This window comes from Streptomyces sp. NPDC059909 (genome assembly GCF_042730885.1).
Taxonomy (GTDB): domain Bacteria; phylum Actinomycetota; class Actinomycetes; order Streptomycetales; family Streptomycetaceae; genus Streptomyces.
Map to the genome: position 1 here is coordinate 44,140 of NZ_JBHWKX010000042.1, position 21,275 is coordinate 65,414.

The window sequence follows — 21,275 nt, forward strand, 5'->3', positions numbered from 1 at the left end:
CGCTGCCCCGAAGCCCTCTCCCCCCTCTCTCCTTACTCCTCCCCCCCCCCCCTCCTCCCCCCGCCCCCCACACCCGTACGAGGGGAGTGGGTCACGGGGCCCGGCAGGCTCAGAAGACGATCTCGCAGACGGGCGGGTTTCCGGAACCGGCCTGGCAGACGTCGAAGTCGGCGCCGCCGTCGACCGCGCCGCCGTTGACTCCGACCTGGAGGAAGTCGGTGCCCGCGCCGCCGTTCACCGTGCCGCCGGCGCCCACCACGCCCACGGTGATGAAGTCGTCGGCCTCGTTGCCCTGGACCAGGCCGAGGACGGTGCCGCGCAGGTCGAAGGCGTCGCCGCCGACATCTCCGTTGATGACCCCGGCGGTGTTCAGCGTGCCGGTCGTGGCGAGCCGGACCATGTCGCTGCCGGCACCTCCGCCGACGGTGCCGCTGATGTCGCCGGTGAGGACGATCGTGTCGTTGCCGCCGAGGGCGTTGACCGTGTGTCCCGCGTCGAGCATGGAACACGCGATGAAGTCGCCGCCCGCCGTGCCGGTGACGTCGGGACCCGCCGATGGCACACCGTTGACCGTGCAGGCGGTCACGGCGTGGGCCGGCGAAGCGGTGAGCAGAGGGGCAAGGGCGAGGGAGAGGGCGCACAGGGCGCGCACCGAGTTTTTGATCATGGGAGAGGGGTAACCGCTCAGGCGCTCCTGCCCGGGCCGCGGGCCCAGGGTCACCCTGCCGGGCGCACTCCTTCACCCGCGGGACATCACCCGTCAGCCCGCCTCCCGTACCGCTGCCACCGCCTTTCTCGCCGCGACGAGCACCGGGTCCCACACGGGTGAGAACGGCGGCGCGTAGCCCAGGTCGAGAGCGGTCATCTGCTCCACCGTCATCCCCGCCGTCAGCGCCACCGCCGCGATGTCGACGCGCTTCGCCGCCCCCTCGCGGCCGACGATCTGCACGCCGAGCAGCCGGCCCGTACGGTGCTCGGCCAGCATCTTGACGGTCATCGGGGCCGCGCCCGGGTAGTAGCCCGCACGGCTCGTCGATTCGATCGTCGCGGTCACGAACCGGAGACCCACCTCGTGGGCGTCCTTCTCGCGCAGACCGGTACGGGCGATCTCCAGGTCGCAGACCTTGCTCACGGCCGTGCCCACGACACCGGGGAAGATCGCGTAGCCGCCGCCCACGCCCGCGCCGATGACCTGGCCGTGCTTGTTGGCGTGCGTGCCGAGCGGGACGTGGCGTTCGCTGCCCGAGACCAGGTCCAGCACCTCCACGCAGTCGCCGCCGGCCCAGATGTTCTCGTGGCCGCGTACGCGCATCGCGAGATCGGTGAGCAGCCCCCCGTACGACCCGAGCGGAAGCCCCGCCTCGCGCGCGAGGGCCGTCTCCGGTTCCACGCCGATGCCGAGCACGACGACGTCCGCCGGATACTCGGCGTCCTCCGTGGCGACCGCGCGGACCCTCCCGTCCGGGCCCGTCAGGATCTTGGTGACCTCGGCGTCGTCGACGGTCGTGATGCCCAGCCCGTCCATCGCGACGTGCACCAGCCGGCCCATGTCCGGGTCGAGGGTCGCCATCGGCTGCGCCCCGCGGTTGACGACCGTCACGTCGAAGCCGTGGTTGAGCAGCGCCTCCGCCATCTCCACGCCGATGTAGCCCGCGCCGACGACGACCGCCCGCCGGCCCTCGGTGCGGTCGAGGGTGTTCAGCAGCGCCTGGCCGTCGTCGAGGGTCTGGATGCCGTGCACGCCCGGGGCGTCGATCCCGGGCAGCCGCGGGCGCACCGGCCGGGCGCCGGTCGCGATGACGAGCTTGTCGAAGCCCGTCCACGACTCGGCGCCCGACTCCAGGTCCCGGGACCTGACCCGCTGTCCCGCGGTGTCCAGCTCCGTGACCTCGGTGCGCATCCTCAGATCGATGTCGCGCGCCCGGTGCTCCTCGGGGGTACGGGCGATCAGGTCGTCCCGCTCCCGCACGTCGCCGCCGACCCAGTACGGAATGCCGCACGCGGAGTACGAGGCGAAGTGGGAGCGCTCGAACGCGACGATCTCGAGCTCTTCCGGTCCCTTGAACCTGCGGGCCTGCGATGCGGCGGACATGCCCGCCGCATCGCCGCCGATGACCACGAGTCGTTGGTGTCCCATGCGGAACACGCTACGTGGGGAGGGTCGTTCAGTCCTGTTCGGGCGCCGAAGCGGGAGCCGGGACGGGAGCCGCACCCGACGCCGACCCCTTGGCCGGACCCTCGGCCGGGCCCGCAGCCGGAGCCTGGTCAGGAGCCGCCGTGGCGGAGGCTCCGCGCCTCCGCCACGGCCGGATCAGCCACCGCCACACGGCGAACAGCACCGCGAGCACCGCCGCGAACGGTGCCACCGCACCCAGCACGAGACCGATCCACCGCACGGACTCCACCAGCGCCTCCCAGCCGCCCTTCAGCGCGTCCAGGAAGGTGGGGTCGTCCTCCTCCGCCACCGGTTCGTCGCGGTCCTGCTCCAGCAGCTCGAGCGTGATCGTCGCCAGCGCCGTACGGTCCTTCAGCGACGCCTGCTGGGCCAGCAGCGACTCCAGCTCCGCCTGACGGCGGCTCAGCTCGCCCTCCAGCGTGACCACATCGCTCAGCTGGGTGGCCTGGTCCATCAGCTCCCGCACCCGTGCGACGCTGGCCCGCTGGGTGGCGATACGGCTCTCCACATCGACCACCTGGTCGGTGACGTCCTGCGCGTTCGCCTTGCGGGTCAGCAGCTTTCCGGAGCCCGCGAGGTCGGCGAGGACCGAGGCGTACCGGTCCTGCGGAACGCGCAGTACGACACGTGACATCACCTGTGTGTCGTCGACCCGCTCGGTGGTCTCGTTGGCGATGTGCCCGCCCGCGGTCTCGACGGTCGTACGGACCGACGCGAGCGCCCTGGTCGCGTCCTTGACCTCCACGACCAGCTCGGCGGTGCGGATGACGTGCGTCGCGGCCACGGGCTTCTTCGCCGTCTGCCCCTTGTCCTGCCCCTGCTCCTGGCCCTCGGCGGGCTTCTGTGCCGCGTAACCCGAATCGGCGGCCGGCCCCCTCGCGGCCGACTCGCCGCCCTTGCCGTCCGCCGCGACCCCCTTGTCGGCGGAACTCTGGGCGATGTCGTCGGCCCCTCCGCAGCCCGTGAGTGCGAGTGAGGCGGTCAGGAGTGCGGCTGCCGCCAACGTGAGACGTCGTGCACGCATGTCGGTCCCCCCAGGGATGGTGGTGGATGGTGACAGTTCGACGTACGCGGTGGGGGAGCGGGTTGCCGGATTCCGGTTCCGAAGCGGTCACGGTCAGGACTCATTACGGCCCGTGGCAGGCGGTTTGAGAGAGTGGACGCATGAACGCGGACACACGGACGCACGCCCGTACGGACCCACGTACGGCCCATGTCGTCGTCATCGGCGGCGGTATCGCCGGACTCGCCGCCGCACACCGGCTGCTCTCCGCCGGGGTGCGCGTGACGTTGCTGGAGGCGACGGCGCAGCTCGGCGGCAAGCTCCTGGCCGGGGAGATCGCCGGGGCCCCCGTCGACCTGGGCGCCGAGTCGATGCTCGCCCGCCGCCCCGAGGCCGTGGACCTCGCCCGGGCCGTCGGCCTCGCGGACCGGCTGCAGCCCCCGGCGACGACCACCGCGTCCGTGTGGACCCGCGACGCGCTGCGCCCGATGCCCAAGGGCCATGTGATGGGCGTGCCGGGCAGCGCCGACGCCCTTTCCGGGCTGCTCTCCGCGGAGGGCCTCGCCCGGATCGCGCACGAGCGCGACCTGCACCCGGCCCAGGTCGGCGACGACGTCGCCGTCGGTGCGTTCGTCGCGGAGCGCCTCGGCCGCGAGGTCGTCGACCGGCTGGTCGAGCCGCTGCTGGGCGGTGTGTACGCGGGCGACGCCTACCGCATCTCCATGCGGGCCGCCGTCCCCGCCCTCTTCGAGGCCGCGCGCACCCACGGCTCCCTGCTCGACGGCGTCCGCGAGATCCAGCGCCGCGCCGCGGAGCAGCAGGAGGCGGGGCCCGTCTTCATGGGCATCGCAGGCGGCGTCGGCACGCTGCCGCTCGCCGTCGCCGACGCCGTACGCGCCGGGGGCGGGGAGATCCTCACCGAGACCCCGGTGACCGCGCTGCGCCGGGTGCCGCGCGAGGACCGGGATTCCGGCACCGCGGGCGCCCCCGTGTGGGAGGTCGTCGCCGACGGCCGGCCGTTCCTCGCCGACGGTGTGATCCTCGCGGCCCCCGCCTGGTCCGCGTCCGCGCTGCTCGCCGCGGAGTCCCCGGCCGCGTCCGCCGAGCTCGCCGCCGTCGAGTACGCCTCGATGGCCCTGGTCACCCTCGCCTTCCGCCGCTCCGACCTGGCCGGGCAGCTGCCCGCCGGCTCCGGCTTCCTCGTACCGCCCGTCGACGGCCGCACCATCAAGGCGTCCACCTTCTCGGCACAGAAGTGGAGCTGGGTGTCCGACGCCGCCCCCGATCTGTTCCTGCTGCGCACCTCCGTCGGCCGTTACGGCGAGGAGGAGCACCTCCAGCGCGAGGACTCCGAGCTCGTCGACGTGTCGCTGAGCGACCTCGGCGAAGCGACCGGCGTCACGGCCAGGCCCGTGGCGAGCGAGGTCACCCGCTGGATCGGCGGACTGCCGCAGTACCCCGTCGGGCACCTGGCCCGGGTCGCCCGCGTCCGCGACGCCGTCGCCAAGCTGCCCGGGCTGCGGATCTGCGGAGCCGCGTACGACGGCGTGGGCATCCCCGCATGCATCGGCAGCGGGCGGCGCGCGGCGGACGAGATCATCGCCACGGCCCCCCCGGTGCACGGCACTGTCCGTGACGGGCGAGAATAGACACATGAGTGCGCCCGAAAAGATCCCGAACGCCGGTAAGAAGGCGAAGGACCTCAACGAGGTCATCCGCTACACCCTGTGGTCCGTCTTCAGGCTGCGCGACGTCCTGCCCGAGGACCGCTCCGGCTACGCCGACGAGGTCCAGGAGCTGTTCGACCAGCTCGCGGCGAAGGACGTCACTGTCCGCGGCACGTACGACGTGTCCGGCCTTCGGGCCGACGCCGACGTGATGATCTGGTGGCACGCGGAGACCGCGGACCAGCTCCAGGAGGCGTACAACCTCTTCCGCCGCACCCGTCTGGGCCGCGCGCTCGAGCCGGTGTGGTCCAACATGGCGCTGCACCGCCCCGCCGAGTTCAACAAGTCGCACATCCCGGCCTTCCTGGCCGACGAGACGCCCCGCGACTACGTCTCGGTGTACCCCTTCGTGCGTTCGTACGACTGGTACCTGCTGCCCGACGAGGACCGCCGCCGCATGCTCGCGGACCACGGCAAGATGGCCCGTGGCTTCCCGGACGTGCGCGCGAACACGGTCGCCTCGTTCTCGCTCGGCGACTACGAGTGGATCCTCGCCTTCGAGGCGGACGAGCTGTACCGCATCGTCGACCTGATGCGCCACCTGCGCGCCTCCGAGGCCCGCAAGCATGTCCGCGAAGAGGTCCCGTTCTACACCGGGCGTCGTAAGTCCGTCGCGGACCTGGTGGCCGGTCTTGCGTGACACCTTCCGGCCGGGGGTCCGGGGGGTGGCCCCCGGGACATGCAGCACCGGGCGTCGTAAGTCCGTCGCGGACCTGGTGGCCGGGCTCGCCTGACCGATTTCCTGCAGGACCTGGGACGGGCCGTGACTGCGGCCCGTCCCCCTTTGACCCGGAAGATCAGACAGCCGGCGGCAGCTTGCGCTCGACCGCCCGCTGGTCCAGCGACACCGGGTCCGGCTGCGGGTGCGGCGCGCACGACGCGCGCCGCACCGGCGTCCTGCCCGTCAGCAGATACGCCTCCATGTGACCGTTGACGCATGCGTTCGCGCCGCCCGCGATGCCGTGCGTGCCGGCGCCTTGCTCCGTGACCAGCACCGAGCCCCCGAGCCGCCGGTGCAGCTCCTGCGCACCCGCGTACGGGGTCGCCGCGTCCCGCTCCGCCGCCAGGATCAGCACCGGCGGAATCTCCCCGGGACCGGTGCGCACGTCGAGCGGCCGCTGCCGGGGCGCCTGCCAGTACGCGCACGGCAGGTTCATCCAGACGTTGGCCCAGGTCTCGAACGGCGCCCGGCGCGCCAGCGCCGTGTTGTCGCGGTCCCACACGTTCCAGTCCGTGGGCCAGGGAGCGTCGTTGCATTCGACGGCCGTGTAGACGGCGTCGCCGTTCTCCGTCTCGGCCGCGTCCGCCGGGTCCGGCGCGGCCTGGGCGATCAGTGGCCCGGGATTGCCCTTCAGGTACTGCGAGAGCGCGTACGCCCGCCTGGCCCAGTCGTCGTCGTAGTAGCCGGCCTGCAGATACGCCCGCTGCAGCTGTACGGTGCCCACCTTGCCGCCCGCCGGCTCGTGCGAGAGCCGCGCCCGGGCCTTCTCGTAGCTGAGCAGCACCTGCGCGGGTGTCGTCCCCAGACCGTAGGTCTTGTGGTGCCGGGCGACCCAGGCGCGGAAGTCCGCCCACCGGCTCTCGAAGGCGAGTGACTGCTCCAGGTTGCTGCGGTACCAGATCTTGTCCGGGGACGGGTCGACCACCGAGTCGAGGACCATGCGCCGCACGTGGCGGGGGAAGAGCGTGGCGTGCAGGGCGCCCAGGTACGTGCCGTACGAGGTGCCGAGGAAGGTGAGCCGCTCCTCGCCGAGGGCCGCCCGAAGCACCTCCAGGTCGCGGGCGTTGTTGAGCGAGTGGAAGTGGCGCAGGTCCGGGCCCGCGTTCCGGGCGCAGCCCTGGGCGTACGTCTTCGCCCGGGCGATCCGCTCCAGCTTGTAGGCGGCGGAGGGCTCGGCCGGGGCCTGCGTCGGGGCCTTCGTGAAGTCGGCCGGGTTCTGGCACGACAGCGGGGCGGAACGGCCCACGCCGCGGGGGGAGTAGCCGACCATGTCGTACGCCGCCGCGATCCGCTTCCACTCGGGCAGCTTGGACATCATCGGGAAGTACATGCCCGAGCCGCCGGGCCCGCCGGGGTTGTAGACGAGCGCGCCCTGGCGCTCCGCCGGCTTGCCCGTGGCCTTCACCCGGCCGACGGTGAGCCGGATCTGACGGCCCAGCGGATCGGCGTAGTCGAGCGGGACGGCGACCGTGCCGCACTCGACGTACGACGGCAGGTCCTCCACCTCGGGGCAGCCGGCGAACGGGATCCCGGCGATCTCCGCGCGAGCGGCTGCGACGACGGTGCCGCGGCCCTCGGGCGTGAGGAGGTCGTCGACGGGGGTCGCGGTCGCACCGCCCGCCGGTGCGACGGCCAGGGCCGACAGGACCAGGGAGCCGACAGCTCCGTACAGCGCTACTGCTCTCATCGCGTATCCCCTTCGCACCCACGGCGGCTTTCCCCGGTGGCACGAAGATCACCAGAGCGGCGGCGCATGTAAAGCACCGCTCTGCGGTGTCGGCGTCAATGACCCCCATGCGTGAACCGGCGGTCGGCGAGGGCCGCGCGCAGCGCCGGATCGTCGAGCGCCCGGACCCCGCGGACGGCCACGGCGGTCAGCAGGGCGCGCTCCGTGCCGTCGGCGGACCCGGGCGGGAGCGCGCGCAGCAGCCGCTGTCCGGCAGGGGAGGCCCAGCGGGTGTACGGGTGGATCTCGACGCGGGCGATGCCGAGACAGCCCAGGGTGAGCACGAGGGGGAGCGCGAACCAGGCCGCGACGTGCCCGGGCGGGCTCTGCTCCTGAGGGAGCATCAGCAGCGCGGTGGCCGCGAGCGCGACGGTGAGCGCGGCAGCGGCCCACACGGCCCGCACGGCACTCGTCATGACCGCCCTCACCGCATCGGGGACGGCGAGGCCGGCGGTCACGAGCCGGTCGGCCAGGGCGCGGACGGCGCCTGCGGCGGCCGTGGCGTGCCGTATCGCGGCGGTACGTGACTGGCCTGCCGGGCCGATCGCCCGGATCACCGAGCGCTCCAGGTCGTCCATGCCCTCCGGGTCGACGACGGTGGCCCACCCGGTGTGCGCGAGCAGCAGGCGGCGCGCGCGGTGCATGGACACCAGCGTCAGCTCGGCCACGCGATGCGGGCCACCGGCCAGGAACGCGGCTTCGTAGAGGCTCAGCTCGCGGTCGCGGTCGCGGTCGCGGTCGGGGTCGCGGTCACGGTCGGGGTCGTGGACGTGGCCCCTGCGACCGGCGAAGGGGGAGCGGTCGCGTATGTCGTGCATGTCGTCGTCGGCGTTGTGGGCGGCGGCGGCTTCGTCGCGGGCCGCGCCGGTCGCGGCGAGACAGAGCCGGGCGCAACTGACGGCGGCGGCCGCCCAGGCCAGGAGCAGGAGAAGGACCCAGAACATGGCGGAGTTCTACGCGAGATCACCGTCCGGGCGCCATGGGAATGTCAGGATCCGGACGGACGGCTCGTCAGCTGCCGGGCGGCGGGCGCCCCGTCAGCTGGACGGCGGTCTGGAGGTCGCGGGCGGCAGCGGGTACGTCCTGGTCGGCGTCACCGTGACCGCGGGCCGCGGAGTGCTGCCCGGCACGGGCGGCGGGGGGCCGACGGTGCCCGGGGCGCCCCGGCCCGCGGGGTCCGAGGCCCGCGCGGCTTCCGCCGCTTCCTCGGCCAGGGCGTCGAAGTCGACGAGCCCGGTCGCCTCCAGGACCTTGATGTGGTCGAGAACGGTCGTGTTGGCGTCGTCGGCGAGGGCACGGACCAGCGTGTTGCGGGTGGTGTGCCGGATCTTGGCGACCAGCTCGAAGACCTTGCCGTGGGCCCGGCGCAGAATGTTGGTGAATCCGGCCTCGTACGCGCGGCCCTGGGCCTCCGTCAGCTGCTGCAGCCAGGCGCGCTGCTCCGGCGTGGGCTGGTTGGGCAGCTCCATGGAGAGCCGTGACGCCACCTCGCGTACGCGCGCGTCGAGATAGGTGTGGCCCGAGACGAGATGCTCACCGGCCACGGCGACCGCGCGGCTCGGCGCACGGCCGACCGCCTGCTGGCCGGCCGGGACCTCCCACAGGCCGGCGAGCCTGACGCGGACGATGAAGTCCCGGTCGGCGGCGGACAGCGGACCCCACCGGGTGGGCACCGAACCGGCCTTGAGGTCGGCCGTTCCGGTGCCCGAGCGGTCCGCGTACGACCAGAGGGGGAAGACGAGCGCGGCGATGGTCGCCGTCAGGGCGACGACGACCAGGCCGGTACTCGTGGTGCGGGGGGTGAGAGAGATGTGGGAACGCATCGTGCCTCCTGCGTGCGGCCCGCACGCTACTGGGCCCGGTGCTGATCCCGTGAGCGGTTCCGGGAAGTCAGCTGGAACTGCTCCCTCCACCGCAGCTGGAGCCGCCTCCTCCGCCGCAGCTCGATCCGCCGCAGCCGGAGCCACCGCTGCCGCCGTCCGCGCCCCCGCAGCCCCCGCCACCGGAGCCGTCGGCGCCGGCGATGGACGCAGCGCACCACACGACGGGCAGGACGTCTGTGGACGATCCGTCCGCCGTCGCCGGCCGCGTGGCCCATAGCATCCCGGCGCCCGCCACCAACCGGTCCCGGAGTATCGGGTCGGGCACCGCGCGCACGCCGCGCAGTGCCACGAGCTGCCCAGCGTCACTCGACCGGGCATGGGCCCTGGCGTACTCGGCGGCGGCACGCCTGCCCGCCTTCGTGACTTTTCCTTTCGCCCTGCCCTGGCAGACGGCCCCGACGGCGAGGCCCACGAGGCAGGCGGGCAGGACCTTCACCACGAACGGAAGGGGGAGGTCGGCGTACCCGTCGCGCCCGATGTACTGCACGACGGTCAGGCCCATCGAGGCCGGGAGCAGTACAAACGAGCAGATCCACTGCGTGGACGCCCAGATGCGCCAGGGACGCAGGGACCGGGGCTCGATCATCAGCCCGCGCGCCGCGAGCCGGTTGCCGATCTCCTGCACGGCGGGGTCGCGCATCGCGGCGCGCCGCAGTGTGTACAGCGCCCCGTTCGGCGCGGCGGCCGACGCCTCGATCACGGCGCGCTCGACGGGATCGCCCGACTCCGGCCGCACGACGGAGACGACGCCGGGGAAGCCGACCGCGAGCCGCCCGTCCACGGCCATCGCGGCGACCGCAGAGTCGACGACACGGGCGGGCCCCCCTTTGAGGAACGCCACTTCCCTGACGTCCCGAACGGGGCCGCCGGGCGCGCTGCGGCGGGTGGCCGCGAGGCCCAGGATCAGCAGCACCGAGGAGACGGCCACGGCGATCGTCACCAGCACGGCGATGATGTTGAACAGCATCGGGGTCACCTCCTGACGAGGGCGGCGCGGGCCGCCCGTACGAGACGGGTTGCGCGACGAGGCGGCCGGGCCCCGGCCCGGTCCTGCCACCAGTGCGTGAGCCGCAGGCGGGCGACCGGGTCCTCCGGCGGCCCGGCGATCAGCAGCTGCTCGGCGAAGTCCAGGGCGGCCCTGCGCGCGGGGTGGGAAAGGCGTGGGAGCGCATCGTGCCTCCCGCGTGCGGCCCGCACGCTGCTGGGCCCGGGTGAGCGGTTCCGGGAGTCAGCTGGAACTGCTCCCTCCACCGCAGCTGGAACTGCTCCCTCCGCCACAGCTCGAACCGCCGCCCGAGCTGCTTCCGCACGAGGAACCCCCGCCCCCGCCGGAGGAGCCGCCGCAGCCACTGCTGCAGCTGCCGCCACCACTGCCCCCGCCGCACGAACTTCCGCCCGCGCCGCCGCAGCCACCGCCCCCGGAGCCGCCGGACCCCGGGTCCGTCGAGGCGCACCACACGATGTCGTCGGTGGCCGGAATGAGCACGCCGTCCGGCCCGTGGCCGCCGACGGGCCGTGCGTGGCCGGTCCGTACCAGCCGGGCGGCCGCCACCAGCTGTGCCCGGAGCAGCGGGTCGGGCAGCGCGCGCAGCCCGCCCAGCGCCACGCGGTGGCCCGCGTCGGCGGCGTACACATGGGCCATGGCGTACTCGGCCGCGGCCCGCCCGCCCGCCTCGGTGACCTTGCGGCGTGCCTTCGCCGAGCAGGCGAGCCCGATGATCAGCCCCCCGAAGAAGGCGGGCAGCACTTTGACGACGAACGGCACGGGGATGTCGTCGACCCCCTCCCGCATCGCGAACTGGGCGATGGTCAGGACGATCGACATCGGGAGGAGCAGCACGCAGCAGAGCGCCTGTGCGACGGCCCAGCGGTGCCATGGGCGCAGGGCCTGGGGCTCGACCATCAGCCCGCGCGCCGCGAGGGCGTCGCCGATCTCCTGCACGGCGGGGCTGCGCATCACGGCGAGCCGCATCGTGTGCAGGGCTCCGTGCGGCGCGGCAGCCGTCTCGTGGAGCACGGCACGCTCGACCGGGTCGTGGGCCACGGGCCGCTGTACGGCGACGATGCCGGGGCCACCGATCATGATCCGTCCGTCGGAGGCCATGGCGGCGAGTGCGGTGTCGACGACGCGCGCGGGCCCGCCGTTCAGGAACGCGACCTCCATCAGGTCGTGCACGGGTCCGCCCGGGCCGCTGCTGCGCGCGGCGGACAGCCTGCTGATCAGCAGCGTCGAGGAGACGGCCACGGCGACCGTCACCAGCACGGCGATGACGTTGAAGACCATCCGGGTCACCTCCTGACGAGGGCGGCGCGGGCCGCCCGTACGAGACGGGTCGAACGACGCGGCGGCCGGGCGCCGGCCCGGTCCTGCCACCAATGGGTGAGCCGCCGCCGCGCGACCGGGTCGCCGGGGCCTCCGGCGACGAGCAGTTGCTCGGCGAAGTCCAGGGCGTCCCTGCGGTAACCGTCGCGCATGGGCCGGGTCCTGGCGTACGCGAGGAACGCGGTCCGGTAGCCGTCCCCGAGGATCTCCGGCAGCTCGGGGGCCACCTTCGCCACGACGCCGGCGCGCTTGGCGGCGAGCGCCCGGCTCTGCACCCGCAGCCGCCGCGAATCGAAGTCCTCCGGCGCGGGTGTCCCCGCGACGAGCGCGGACAATAGGGCGGCCTGCGCGAGCCCGACGCGCTCGCGCACGGCGTCGCCGGTGGCCCGGCACCCGCCGGGCTCCTGGTGTCCGGCGGGCTCCCCGTCCCCGGCCGGTACCGCCGCCGCTGCCGCGTCCGTGAGCGGGCAGGCGGTCACCCTGGCCTGCGGCCGGGGGGTTCCCGTTCCTGCGGGTGCAGCGGCTTTCCGCGGCGCGGCTTCGCCGGCGCCTGCCTGCGTTGTCCGTGGCCCTGGGCGGGCACCGCTCTGGGCATCCCGGCCGGCACGGCCGGCGTCGCCGCTCGCACGACCCGCCACCTGACCTGTCGCGAGGGCTGCCTGCTGGAGAGCGGTGACCGACGCCGTGGTCCGCCGCGCGAGCGGGGACGCCGCCGCCAGGGTGCGGCGGATCGTCGCCAGTTCAGCCTCGAGTTCCCCCGGCGGCGGGAAGTCGTCGTCCCGCTCCAGCAGCACGCCCGGCGGGTCGGTGCGGGAGCGCAGCTCCGCCAGGATGTCCAGGACCGGGCGGGTCACCGGGTGGGCGTGGGTGTCGTGCCAGACGCCGTCGCGTTCGACTCCGCCGGCGACGTGGACGTAGGCGATGGCCTCGACCGGCAGCTCGTCGAGCGCGGTCACGGGGTCCTCGCCGCGGTTGACGTGGTTGGTGTGGAGGTTGGCGACGTCGATCAGAAGGCGGACCCCCGTGCGCTCGACGAGCTCGGCCAGGAACTGGCCCTCCGTCAGTTCCTCGCCGGGCCAGGAGATCAGCGCGGCGATGTTCTCCAGGGCGAGCGGCACCGGCAGCGAGTCCTGGGCGATGCGGACGTTCTCGCAGAGGACGTCCAGGGCGTCCCGGGTGCGTGGGACCGGCAGCAGATGGCCCGCCTCCAGGCGCGGGGACGCGGTGAGCGGGCCGCCCGCGCGGACGAAGGCGATGTGCTCGGTGACCAGCGGGGCGCGGAGCGCCTCCGCCCGCTCGGCCAGGGCCGCGAGCCGGGCCGGGTCGGGGCGTTCGGCGCCGCCGAGGCCCAGGGAGACTCCGTGCGGGACGACCGTGACGCCGCGCTCCCGCAGCCGTACGAGGGAGTCCGGCAGGTGCCCGGGGCACACGTTCTCCGCCACGACCTCGACCCAGTCGAGGCCTGGCAGCCGTTCCACGCTGTCGGCGATCTCCGGGCGCCAGCCGATGCCCGTGCCGAGCCTGTCGAGCCTCTTCATGGGTCCCCCTCCTCTGCATGTGCAGGGGTCATGGCCCCGCCGGACCCTGCCGAATCCAGAGGAGGGGACGTTCAGAGGTTGATTTGAGGTTCCGGGACGATTCCGGACGACGCTCCGCTACTGCTGGGTCCCGGGCAGCGGACGGTTGGTGTTGACCGCCGTCGGCGGGCCGGGCTGCGTCGACGGGCGGGACGTGAACGACTGGTCCTGGCCCGTGGGAGCCGCCGGGGACGGCGCCGGCGGAATGTTGCCGTTCGGGGCCGGCGGGCCGGTGGGGCTGGCCGTCGCGAGACCGGCCGCGTCGTTGGCGATCGCGTCGAAGTCCACCAGTCCGGTGGCCTCCAGCATGGTGATGTGGTCCAGCACGGTCTGGTTGGCGTCGCTCGCCAGCTGCCGTATCAGCGTGTTGCGCGTGCTGTGGCGGACCTGGGCGACCAGCGCGAAGACCTTGCCGTGCGCCATGCGGAGGATGTTCGCGAACTTGACCTCGTAATCGCGCCCGCTCGCCGCCGACAGCTCCCGCAGCCAGTCCTGCTGCTGCTCAGTGGGCTGGTTCGGCAGCTCGACGCCGAGCTTCGCCGCCACGTCACGGGCCCGCTGGTCGAGGTCGGTGTGCCCGACGACGAGATGGTCGCCCGCGTCCTTGATGGCCTGGCTCGGCGCGCGCTCGATGGCCTGCTGGCCCGCGGGCAGCTCCCAGAGTCCTGCCAGCCGCACCTTGACCAGGAGGTCGCGGTCGGTCGCCGACAGCGGGCCCCACTGTGTCGCCACGCTCGACGCGTTGAGGTTGGCCTGCCCGGTGCCGGAGCGGTCGGCGTAGGACCAGACGGGAAACGCGAGCGCGCCGACCGTGGCGACCAGGGCCGCGATGATGAGTGCTGTCCCGTTGATGCGCCGCAACAAGTGTTCCTCCCGAGCTGATGTGCGTACCGCGGAATCAACCGGCAACCGAAACCGGTGGTTCAACCTACTTGGCAGTACTGGGAGGTACGTAACGGGGCGGGGTTCCGTTCAGTCGGATACGGACCCGGGCGGCGGTCGGTTCAGTCGCGCACCGGCGCAGCCCGGGCGGACGGGCCTTTCCGTCGCGTACCGTCCCCGCTCGCGCCGACGGCCCGTTCGTTCGCGTCAGTCGCGTCAGTCGCGTCAGTCGCGTCAGTCGCGCACGGGATGCCCGGCGACGACCGTGACCGAGCCCGGCGCGATCTCCGTGAAGCCCGCGTCGCGGACCGTCGGCAGGCCGCTCGTGACGAGCTCCGCCCAGCGGCCGGGGTGCGCGGTCCGCACGGCCAGCGGGAATCCGGCCTCGCGCCACGCCTTGCGCTCGGCCTCGTCCATGTCCCACCACAGCAGTTGGGCGCCGTGGCCGACCTGCGCCATCTCCTTGCCCGTCGACATGTGGAGGTCGGGATTGAGCCAGATCAGCGCCCGGCCGGGGCCGACGACACCGGCCGGCCCCTCGGGGTCCTCCAGCTCCGTGCCCGACACCTGCAGCTTCGCCAGGTCCTTGGGCCAGCCGTCCAGCGGCACCGGCGGAAACACCCGCACCTCGGCGGACCCGCCCGTCACCGTGATGCCCTCCAGCGCCGACGCCTTGCGCCACTCCGCGCCGCGCGCCCGCCGCACCACCTTGCGGATCCGGGCGTCCTGCCAGTCCCGCACGGCCTGCGCCCACGGACCGTCCCCGAGCGAGCGCTCGTCGGAGAGCAGCACGAGCACCGCGCGCGCCGCGGTCTCCAGCGCGTCGGTGCGGGAGGGCGGGGCGGTCTTCTCGATCCGCACCACGAGCGGGAGGACGAACTGCGGGGCCTCGTCGCGCGGGGTGCGCTCCTGCCGGAAGGGGCTGTCGGGACGGCTGTCATGGCTGCTCACCCGGACAGTCTGCCAAAGCTCATCCTGGAGGATGTTGGCGGAATGAAACCCTCCGGGCGACGATGCCCCGCATGAAGAGCGATCTCTTTGCCACCGAGAACATGGCGCAGCAGGCTTCCGTACCCGGCATGAGCCTGCAGAACGCCAAATCGATCAAGTACGCGGTCAACGGGGAGATGCTCGCGCGCCAGGGCTCGATGATCGCCTTCCGCGGCAATCTGCAGTTCGAGCGCAAGGGCCAGGGCATAGGCGGCATGCTCAAGCGGGCCGTCACGGGCGAGGGCCTGCCGCTGATGGCCGTGCGCGGGCAGGGGGAGGCCTGGTTCGCGCACGAGGCCGCGAACTGCTTCATCGTCGACGTCGAGCAGGGCGACGCGCTCACCGTCAACGGCCGTAACGTGCTGTGCTTCGACTCGACGCTGTCGTACGAGATCCGGCATGTGAAGGGCGCCGGAATGACCGGCGGCGGCCTCTTCAACAGCCTGTTCACCGGATACGGGAAGCTCGGCGTCATCTGCGAGGGCAACCCGATCGTGATACCCGTCTCGGCGCAGCAGCCGGTGTACGTCGACACCGACGCGGTCGTCGGCTGGAGCGCCCAGCTGAACACCTCGCTGCACCGCTCGCAGTCCATCGGCTCGATGCTCCGCGGCGGTTCGGGCGAGGCGGTCCAGCTGATGCTCCAGGGCGAGGGCTTCGTGATCGTCAGGCCCAGCGAGGCCACTCCGCAGAAGGCCGCCGCCAGTTGAGACTGCGGGCAGTCGGCCGGCCGTTACGGGCCGGCCGGGCCGTGGGTGCTGCGCGGCGTCGGCCTCGACCTGCCCGCGCGCACCCTCGTCCGCGTCCAGGGACGGCAGCGGCAGGTCCACGCTGCTGCGGCTGCTCGCGGGGATCGACGCGCCGACGGAGGGGCGCGTCACGGGGCGGCCTCGGACGGCGTACGTGCCCGGCCGCTGCTGCGCGGGCGGGCCTGGTCGCTCGCCGCGACCGCGCTCGCATCGCTCCTGGTCCTGGTCACCACCGGCTCTCCGGCGCAGGCCGCCGTGACCGCCCTCGTGACCGGCTCCCGCACGGCGCCGTGCACCACACGGTGTTTCCGCTTGCCGCGGCGGTGGCGGTCGCGGCCGGGGCGGCCGCGCTGGTGTGCGTGCTGAACCGCCGGTGCGACGACGGGGACTAAGCTCGTACGCATGACCGAAGCGTCGTCCCCGTACTGCGAGCCCGCGGCGGGCCCGTCCCCCGCGCGTCCTTCCGCGCCCGAACAGGCCGAGGGCCCGTTCGCGGACTGCGTGCTGTGCGGAGACCCGACCGAGTACCCCGAGTCGGTCAAGGGCGCCACCCTCTGCCCGGTCTGCGAATGGCGCGAGGCCGAACGCACGGCCTGCTCCGGCTAGACGTCAGGAGCTCGTGAGGATGACGAGTTGCTGGGTCGCCCGGGTCATCGCGACATAGCGGTCGACCGCTCCTTCGACACCCTTGCCGAACTCCTCCGGGTCGACGAGGACGACCAGGTCGAACTCGAGCCCCTTCGACAGTTCCGGGGTCAGCGACCGGACGCGGGACGTCGCCCGGAACGTGGGATCGCCGATGACGCAGGCGATCCCGTCGGCATGCGCAGCGAGCCAGGTGTCGAGGATCGCGTCCAGATCCGAAACGGATCCGTGGACGACGGGGATGCCGCTGCTGCGGATGGAGGTCGGCACATTGGCGTCCGGGAGCTCGGCTCGGATGACCAGTTCGGCTTCGGCCATGACCTCCTTCGGCGTGCGGTAGTTGATGCTCAGGGAGGCCAGGTTGATCCGGTCGAGCCCGATCCGCTCGAGACGTTCCTGCCACGACTCCGTGAACCCGTGCCTGGCCTGGGCGCGGTCCCCGACAATGGTGAAGCTCCGGGACGGGCAGCGCAGCAGCAGCATCTGCCACTCCGCGTCGGTCAGTTCCTGCGCCTCGTCCACGATGATGTGCGCGAACGGGCCGGCGAGCAGGTCCGGTTCGGTGCTGGGCAGTGCGCTCTCGTCGATCAGGGTGTCCTGCAGGTCCCGTCCGTGCAGCATCCCCATCGCGCCTTCGCTCTCGTCGATCAGGACGTTCTGCAGCAGGCTGTCGATGGCGTCGGCCCTGTGCGCACGTTCGGCGGCGACGGAGGCGTCGTGCCGGCGCTTGCGCGCTGACGACTCCGGGTCGCCGAGCCGCTGCCGTGCCGCGTCCAGGAGCGGCAGGTCGGACACCGTCCAGGCCTGGGCGTCCTCGCGCTGCAGCTTGCGAATGTCATCAGGGCTGAGCCGGGGAGCACACTTGCGCAGGTAGGCGGGCACCGACCACAGATCTCCGACGAGGTCGCTCGCTTCGAGCATCGGCCAGGCACGGTTGAGGGTCTTGATCAGCTCTCGGTCCTGCAGCAGCGACCCCCGGAGCAGCTCGGGCGGGGCGTCACTGTCGTCCTTGTCCATCAGGATCGTGAGCAGCTCCTCCCGGATCTGGTCGCGCGCCTCGTTGTGCGGCGTACCCGGCTCCACTGCTGCGAACGCCGCCGCCCAGTCGTCGGCGCTCAGCCAGATGTCGGACCAGTGCGTCTCGACCGTCATCCCCTCGGTGGGCGGCTCCTCGTAGATGGCGACGGCCGGCTCGATCGCCTTCACCAGGTCCGCGGACGACTTCAGAAGGGCCACGGTCGGGTCGGTCTCGATTGCTGCTCCGGCTCCCTCGGCGACGAGGTCGCGCAGGGTGCAGGTCTGCACGCCCTCCTCTCCCAGGCTGGGCAGGACATCGGCGACGTAGGCCAGGTAGGGCTGGTGCGGACCGACGAACAGCACACCGCCCCGACGGTGACCGAGGCGAGGGTCGGAGTAGAGGAGGTGGGCGGCGCGGTGCAGAGCGACGACGGTCTTGCCCGTACCCGGACCGCCGTCGACGACCAGAGCACCGCGGGATCCCGCCCGGATGACGGCGTCCTGGTCGGCCTGGATGGTGGCGAGCACGTCGCGCATCCGGGCCGACCGGTTGCTGCCCAGACTGGCGATGAACGCGGACTGGTCGTCGAGCGCGGCGTGCCCTTCGAGCCCGTCAGCGGTGAACACTTCGTCCCAGTAGTCGCTGATCCGGCCGCGGGTCCAGCGATACCTGCGGCGGCTTGCCAGACCCATCGGGCCGGCGTGGGTCGCTGCGAAGAACGGCTCGGCCGCGGGGGAGCGCCAGTCGAGCAGCAGCCGACGCCCCGCGCTGTCGGTGAGGCCAAGGCGTCCGATGTACACGGGCTCGGGGTTGTCTGCGCTGACGATGTGTCCGAGGCACAGGTCCAAACCGAAGCGACGCAGGGCACGCAGGCGACCGGTCAGCCGGTGGATCTCCGTGTCCCGGTCCATCGCCTCCCGGCCGATGCCGCCGGGAGCCCTGCGCTCGGCATCGAGGCGGTCGGACAGTTCGGCGATCGCTTGCTCGAGGCTCTCCGCGATGGCCGCGAAGTGCTGCTCGTCGCCGTCGATCAGCGCCGGGTCGGCCTTGGGGGAGAGGTGGTCGGGAAGGTCGAACGCACTGGTGGTCAGGGGGTTCATGTCATCAGCTCCGATCCGCGGTCGCTGCCGCGACGTCCGGCGGCGTGCACACCCGCACCTCGGTGTCGAGTGCCCGCAACCGCAGCGCGCGTCCCACCATCGGCTCGATGCCACCGCACGACCAATAAACCGACAACAACGCACACACTTCGTGAATCTCCCATTTCTGCAGGTTCTGACCTCGGCCCGCGATTCTGCCCCACGACCCGGGTCTTGCCGCAAGCCCCCTAGTGCGCTATAAGTTGAGAGTGGCAAGGAGTGGGTGACCTCCTTGCCTTTTCTTTTTGCCGCCCCCTGTGGACGGATCTTTTTGCCGTCCTCTGTGGACGGACACGCCCTTCGCGAGGCGGCGACGCGCCACGTACGGCGGTTTCGTCGGCCCAGGAGGATCTCCCCTGGGCCCTTGGGGCGTGCCTTGCACCGACGGTGGGACGGTGTGTCCGTCCTCAATCGTCGGACGGGCTTGGAATGCGCCCGTCCGCCATCAGTTCGGACACCTTCACGAAGCGGTACCCGCGCCCCCGCAGCGCCGGCACGATGTGTGCGATCGCCCGCTCCGTCACCGGCGCCGCGCTGCGCGTGCAGTGCATGACGACCAGGGAGCCCGGCCTGACGCCCGTCAGGACCTGGTCCGCCACCGCCGCCGGGTCCTTGGCGAAGGCGTCGCCGCTGACGACGTCCCACTGCACGGCCGTGACCTTCGTGGGCGCGAGGGCCCGCAGCGCGTCCTCGTCGTAGCAGCCGCCGGGGAAGCGGAAGTACGGCACGACATTGCTCGCCCCGGCCGCACGGAACGCCTCGAAGGCCCGCTCGACGTCGGCGGCCATCTCGTCCTCGCCGACCTCCGGCAGTCCGTAGCACGGCGACGCGAAGGCGTAGTGGCTGTACGAGTGGTTGGCGATCTCGAAGAGCGGGTCGTTGCCGATGGACCGGGCCTGGCCGGGGTACTCCTCGGCCCAGCGGCCGGTCATGAAGACGGTGGAGGGGACCTTCAGCCGGCGCAGCGTGGCGATCAGCGCCGGATTGTCGAACCGTTCGCCCCGAGCGGCCCGCGGCCCCTGATCCGCCGTCATGTCGGCGTCGAAGGTGAGCGCGACGATCTTCTCCCCGGCGGACGAACCGGCGGAGGTTCCGGTGGACCTTCCCGTGGACGTTCCGGCGGACGACCATGCCCGCTCGAAGACGGGGGTCAGACCGGCGGGCCCGGGCGCCATGGTCGGCGGCTCGGCCGCGGCGGCGGGTCGCGTCGCCGATGCGGAGGCGCTGGGGGCGGGGCTGGGACTTCCGCTGGGACTGGAAGTTGCCACCCCAGCGGTTGCGTCGGCCCCGACGGTCCCGCCCCCGCCTTCCCCGCATCCGGCAAGCGCGGCCCCGAGCGCAACAGCCGCCATCCATCGGCGTACAAAAATGGTCACTCGCGGAAAATATACGATCATCCGCTGATGTCCTGAACGCCTCGCCCTGACGCACCGTCAACAACATTTCCTTCCCGCGACGGTGAACAGAACGGCTCCTGCCATCCGTATGAAGGGCCGGACGCGTCCCCCGGCCGCCCCCTCGGCGGCCGGAGTCCGTACCCCCCGCAGGAGGCGAAGAGTTGAGTCACAGGCGAATACCCAAGCGGAAGGCCATACTCGCTGGAGCCGGGGCGGTGGGCATCGCCGCAGCGGCCGTACTGCTGCCGAACGCCAACGCCTCGCAGTCCGGGTCGGGGGAGGACCGGCCGGGCGGCCCCAGAAAGATGAGCGCCGCGTCCGCCTCGGATCTCCTCCGGCAGCTGGGCGAGCAGCTCGGCGACTCCTACGGCGGGGCGTACTACGACGCCGGCAAGCAGCAGCTCGTCGTCAACGTCGTCGGCGACAACAACAACGTGAACGTCCAGGTCCGCCGGGCCGGTGCGGTGGCCCGGAGCGTACGGAACAGCTCGGCCGAGCTGAAGTCCGCCACCGAGTCGCTGTCACGGCAGGCGGCCGTCCCCGGCACCGCGTGGGCCGTCGACCCGCGTACGAACCAGGTCGTCGTCACGGCGGACCGCACGGTCACCGGCCGGCAGTGGGACAGACTCGAGTCGGCGGTCGAGGCGCTCGGCGACGGCATGGCCCGCATCCAGAAGTCCGCGGGGGAGTTCAAGCCCTTCATCGAGGGCGGCGACGCCATCTTCGGCGGCGGCTCGCGCTGCTCGCTCGGCTTCAACGTCACGACGCAGGACGGGCAGCCCGGCTTCCTCACCGCGGGCCACTGCGGCGTCGCGGCCGAGCAGTGGTCGGAGGAGCCCGGCGGCGCGCCCATCGGCACGGTCCAGGAGGCCGTCTTCCCCGGCGAGGGCGACTTCGCGCTCGTCACGTACGACGACCCGGCCACGCAAGCCCCGAGCGCCGTCGACGTGGGCGGCGGACAGCTGCTGGAGATCCAGCAGGCGGCCGACGCGGCCGTCGGCCAGGAGGTCTTCCGCATGGGCAGCACCACCGGACTGCGGGACGGCCAGGTCACCGGCCTCAACGCCACCGTGAACTATCCGGAGGGCACGGTCACCGGGCTCATCCAGACCGACGTCTGCGCGGAGCCGGGCGACAGCGGCGGCGCCCTGTTCACCAGGGACGGGGACGCGGTCGGCCTCACCTCGGGCGGCAGCGGGGACTGCACCTCGGGCGGCGAGACGTTCTTCCAGCCGGTGACGACCGCACTGGAGGCGGTCGGCGCGCAGATCGGCTGAGACCGGTCATCACATCCGGTCGCCACACGGCGACGGGCGGGG

General features: G+C 72.8%; 20 protein-coding genes and 1 pseudogene. 6 read left to right on the forward strand and 15 right to left on the reverse strand.

Features of this window, described 5'->3' with window-relative positions:
• Nucleotides 1-109 precede the first annotated feature (109 nt).
• From ACFV9O_RS25960 to ACFV9O_RS25970, 3 genes are all read right to left on the reverse strand, one after another.
• Complete coding sequence (locus ACFV9O_RS25960) at nucleotides 110-667, reverse strand: hypothetical protein (RefSeq protein WP_385421666.1); 558 nt, start codon at nucleotides 665-667, stop codon at nucleotides 110-112.
• A gap of 93 nt (nucleotides 668-760) precedes the next feature.
• Nucleotides 761-2,137 (reverse strand): FAD-dependent oxidoreductase, encoded by a 1,377-nt coding sequence (locus ACFV9O_RS25965; RefSeq protein WP_385421668.1) that lies wholly within the window; start codon nucleotides 2,135-2,137, stop codon nucleotides 761-763.
• A gap of 28 nt (nucleotides 2,138-2,165) precedes the next feature.
• Nucleotides 2,166-3,200 carry a DUF4349 domain-containing protein gene (locus ACFV9O_RS25970; protein WP_385421669.1) on the reverse strand — a complete coding sequence of 345 codons (1,035 nt, stop codon included), beginning with the start codon at nucleotides 3,198-3,200 and terminating at the stop codon, nucleotides 2,166-2,168.
• A gap of 140 nt (nucleotides 3,201-3,340) precedes the next feature.
• Here ACFV9O_RS25970 and hemG point away from each other — a divergent pair, with 140 nt between their 5' ends.
• Both hemG and hemQ read left to right on the forward strand, forming a co-directional pair.
• Nucleotides 3,341-4,828, forward strand: a complete 1,488-nt coding sequence (gene hemG / locus ACFV9O_RS25975) for a protoporphyrinogen oxidase (protein ID WP_385421670.1) — start codon at nucleotides 3,341-3,343, stop codon at nucleotides 4,826-4,828.
• 4 nt (nucleotides 4,829-4,832) lie between these two features.
• Complete coding sequence (hemQ, locus tag ACFV9O_RS25980; RefSeq protein WP_385421671.1) at nucleotides 4,833-5,546, forward strand: hydrogen peroxide-dependent heme synthase; 714 nt, start codon at nucleotides 4,833-4,835, stop codon at nucleotides 5,544-5,546.
• 157 nt (nucleotides 5,547-5,703) lie between these two features.
• Here hemQ and ACFV9O_RS25985 read toward each other — a convergent pair whose 3' ends face one another.
• The 9 genes from ACFV9O_RS25985 to ACFV9O_RS26025 all read right to left on the reverse strand — a co-directional run bounded on the left by ACFV9O_RS25985 (nucleotide 5,704) and on the right by ACFV9O_RS26025 (nucleotide 14,969).
• Nucleotides 5,704-7,314 carry an alpha/beta hydrolase gene (locus tag ACFV9O_RS25985; RefSeq protein ID WP_385421672.1) on the reverse strand — a complete coding sequence of 537 codons (1,611 nt, stop codon included), beginning with the start codon at nucleotides 7,312-7,314 and terminating at the stop codon, nucleotides 5,704-5,706.
• Nucleotides 7,315-7,409: 95 nt separating this feature from the next.
• Nucleotides 7,410-8,297, reverse strand: a complete 888-nt coding sequence (locus ACFV9O_RS25990; protein ID WP_385421673.1) for a TIGR04222 domain-containing membrane protein — start codon at nucleotides 8,295-8,297, stop codon at nucleotides 7,410-7,412.
• Nucleotides 8,298-8,390: 93 nt separating this feature from the next.
• Nucleotides 8,391-9,176: a DUF4142 domain-containing protein gene (locus ACFV9O_RS25995; RefSeq protein ID WP_385421675.1), complete on the reverse strand. Its 786-nt coding sequence runs from the start codon at nucleotides 9,174-9,176 to the stop codon at nucleotides 8,391-8,393.
• 67 nt (nucleotides 9,177-9,243) lie between these two features.
• Complete coding sequence (locus ACFV9O_RS26000; RefSeq protein WP_385421677.1) at nucleotides 9,244-10,203, reverse strand: TIGR04222 domain-containing membrane protein; 960 nt, start codon at nucleotides 10,201-10,203, stop codon at nucleotides 9,244-9,246.
• Nucleotides 10,204-10,208: 5 nt separating this feature from the next.
• Entirely contained in the window at nucleotides 10,209-10,433 is a 225-nt protein-coding gene (locus tag ACFV9O_RS26005; protein WP_385421679.1) for a hypothetical protein, read from the reverse strand.
• Nucleotides 10,434-10,464: 31 nt separating this feature from the next.
• Nucleotides 10,465-11,520 carry a TIGR04222 domain-containing membrane protein gene (locus ACFV9O_RS26010; protein ID WP_385421681.1) on the reverse strand — a complete coding sequence of 352 codons (1,056 nt, stop codon included), beginning with the start codon at nucleotides 11,518-11,520 and terminating at the stop codon, nucleotides 10,465-10,467.
• A gap of 5 nt (nucleotides 11,521-11,525) precedes the next feature.
• Complete coding sequence (locus ACFV9O_RS26015; RefSeq protein ID WP_385421683.1) at nucleotides 11,526-13,097, reverse strand: DUF692 domain-containing protein; 1,572 nt, start codon at nucleotides 13,095-13,097, stop codon at nucleotides 11,526-11,528.
• A gap of 117 nt (nucleotides 13,098-13,214) precedes the next feature.
• Nucleotides 13,215-13,997, reverse strand: coding sequence for a DUF4142 domain-containing protein (locus ACFV9O_RS26020; protein ID WP_385421685.1), 783 nt, complete (start codon nucleotides 13,995-13,997; stop codon nucleotides 13,215-13,217).
• 255 nt (nucleotides 13,998-14,252) lie between these two features.
• Entirely contained in the window at nucleotides 14,253-14,969 is a 717-nt protein-coding gene (locus ACFV9O_RS26025; protein ID WP_385421686.1) for a peptidyl-tRNA hydrolase, read from the reverse strand.
• Between the two features lie 71 nt (nucleotides 14,970-15,040).
• Between ACFV9O_RS26025 and ACFV9O_RS26030 the strand changes: the two genes are divergently transcribed.
• Nucleotides 15,041-15,718, forward strand: coding sequence for an AIM24 family protein (locus ACFV9O_RS26030; protein WP_385421688.1), 678 nt, complete (start codon nucleotides 15,041-15,043; stop codon nucleotides 15,716-15,718).
• Nucleotides 15,715-15,923 (forward strand): annotated as a pseudogene (locus tag ACFV9O_RS26035) (ABC transporter ATP-binding protein); the annotation flags it as partial. The gene ACFV9O_RS26030 and the pseudogene ACFV9O_RS26035, both read left to right, overlap by 4 nt.
• Here the strand turns inward: ACFV9O_RS26035 and ACFV9O_RS26040 are convergent.
• A complete protein-coding gene (locus tag ACFV9O_RS26040; RefSeq protein WP_385421696.1) occupies nucleotides 15,886-16,161 on the reverse strand; it encodes a hypothetical protein in 276 nt (91 codons plus the stop codon). The pseudogene ACFV9O_RS26035 and the gene ACFV9O_RS26040 overlap by 38 nt on opposite strands.
• Here ACFV9O_RS26040 and ACFV9O_RS26045 point away from each other — a divergent pair.
• On the forward strand, nucleotides 16,160-16,363 hold the full coding sequence (locus ACFV9O_RS26045; protein ID WP_385421689.1) for a hypothetical protein: 204 nt from the start codon (nucleotides 16,160-16,162) through the stop codon (nucleotides 16,361-16,363). The two genes, ACFV9O_RS26040 and ACFV9O_RS26045, sit on opposite strands and share 2 nt — an antisense overlap.
• Before the next feature lie 3 nt (nucleotides 16,364-16,366).
• Here ACFV9O_RS26045 and helR read toward each other — a convergent pair whose 3' ends face one another.
• Both helR and ACFV9O_RS26055 read right to left on the reverse strand, forming a co-directional pair.
• Nucleotides 16,367-18,520 (reverse strand): RNA polymerase recycling motor ATPase HelR, encoded by a 2,154-nt coding sequence (helR, locus tag ACFV9O_RS26050; protein WP_385421691.1) that lies wholly within the window; start codon nucleotides 18,518-18,520, stop codon nucleotides 16,367-16,369.
• A 446-nt stretch (nucleotides 18,521-18,966) separates the two neighbouring features.
• Complete coding sequence (locus tag ACFV9O_RS26055) at nucleotides 18,967-19,911, reverse strand: polysaccharide deacetylase family protein (protein WP_385421694.1); 945 nt, start codon at nucleotides 19,909-19,911, stop codon at nucleotides 18,967-18,969.
• Between the two features lie 260 nt (nucleotides 19,912-20,171).
• Between ACFV9O_RS26055 and ACFV9O_RS26060 the strand changes: the two genes are divergently transcribed.
• Nucleotides 20,172-21,233, forward strand: a complete 1,062-nt coding sequence (locus tag ACFV9O_RS26060) for a S1 family peptidase (RefSeq protein WP_385421692.1) — start codon at nucleotides 20,172-20,174, stop codon at nucleotides 21,231-21,233.
• Nucleotides 21,234-21,275 lie beyond the last annotated feature (42 nt).

Bases quoted from the DNA above. Each gene is read 5' to 3' on its own strand.
- ACFV9O_RS26055 (WP_385421694.1), bottom strand. From the start codon at position 19,911: ATGGCGGCTGTTGCGCTCGGGGCCGCGCTTGCCGGATGCGGGGAAGGC.
- ACFV9O_RS25990 (WP_385421673.1), bottom strand. From the start codon at position 8,297: ATGTTCTGGGTCCTTCTCCTGCTCCTGGCCTGGGCGGCCGCCGCCGTC.
- ACFV9O_RS26045 (WP_385421689.1), top strand. From the start codon at position 16,160: ATGACCGAAGCGTCGTCCCCGTACTGCGAGCCCGCGGCGGGCCCGTCC.
- ACFV9O_RS25995 (WP_385421675.1), bottom strand. From the start codon at position 9,176: ATGCGTTCCCACATCTCTCTCACCCCCCGCACCACGAGTACCGGCCTG.
- ACFV9O_RS25985 (WP_385421672.1), bottom strand. From the start codon at position 7,314: ATGAGAGCAGTAGCGCTGTACGGAGCTGTCGGCTCCCTGGTCCTGTCG.
- ACFV9O_RS26040 (WP_385421696.1), bottom strand. From the start codon at position 16,161: ATGCGTACGAGCTTAGTCCCCGTCGTCGCACCGGCGGTTCAGCACGCA.
- ACFV9O_RS26030 (WP_385421688.1), top strand. From the start codon at position 15,041: ATGAAGAGCGATCTCTTTGCCACCGAGAACATGGCGCAGCAGGCTTCC.
- ACFV9O_RS25965 (WP_385421668.1), bottom strand. From the start codon at position 2,137: ATGGGACACCAACGACTCGTGGTCATCGGCGGCGATGCGGCGGGCATG.
- helR (WP_385421691.1), bottom strand. From the start codon at position 18,520: ATGAACCCCCTGACCACCAGTGCGTTCGACCTTCCCGACCACCTCTCC.
- ACFV9O_RS26015 (WP_385421683.1), bottom strand. From the start codon at position 13,097: ATGAAGAGGCTCGACAGGCTCGGCACGGGCATCGGCTGGCGCCCGGAG.
- ACFV9O_RS26000 (WP_385421677.1), bottom strand. From the start codon at position 10,203: ATGCTGTTCAACATCATCGCCGTGCTGGTGACGATCGCCGTGGCCGTC.
- hemQ (WP_385421671.1), top strand. From the start codon at position 4,833: ATGAGTGCGCCCGAAAAGATCCCGAACGCCGGTAAGAAGGCGAAGGAC.
- ACFV9O_RS26010 (WP_385421681.1), bottom strand. From the start codon at position 11,520: ATGGTCTTCAACGTCATCGCCGTGCTGGTGACGGTCGCCGTGGCCGTC.
- ACFV9O_RS25970 (WP_385421669.1), bottom strand. From the start codon at position 3,200: ATGCGTGCACGACGTCTCACGTTGGCGGCAGCCGCACTCCTGACCGCC.
- ACFV9O_RS25960 (WP_385421666.1), bottom strand. From the start codon at position 667: ATGATCAAAAACTCGGTGCGCGCCCTGTGCGCCCTCTCCCTCGCCCTT.
- hemG (WP_385421670.1), top strand. From the start codon at position 3,341: ATGAACGCGGACACACGGACGCACGCCCGTACGGACCCACGTACGGCC.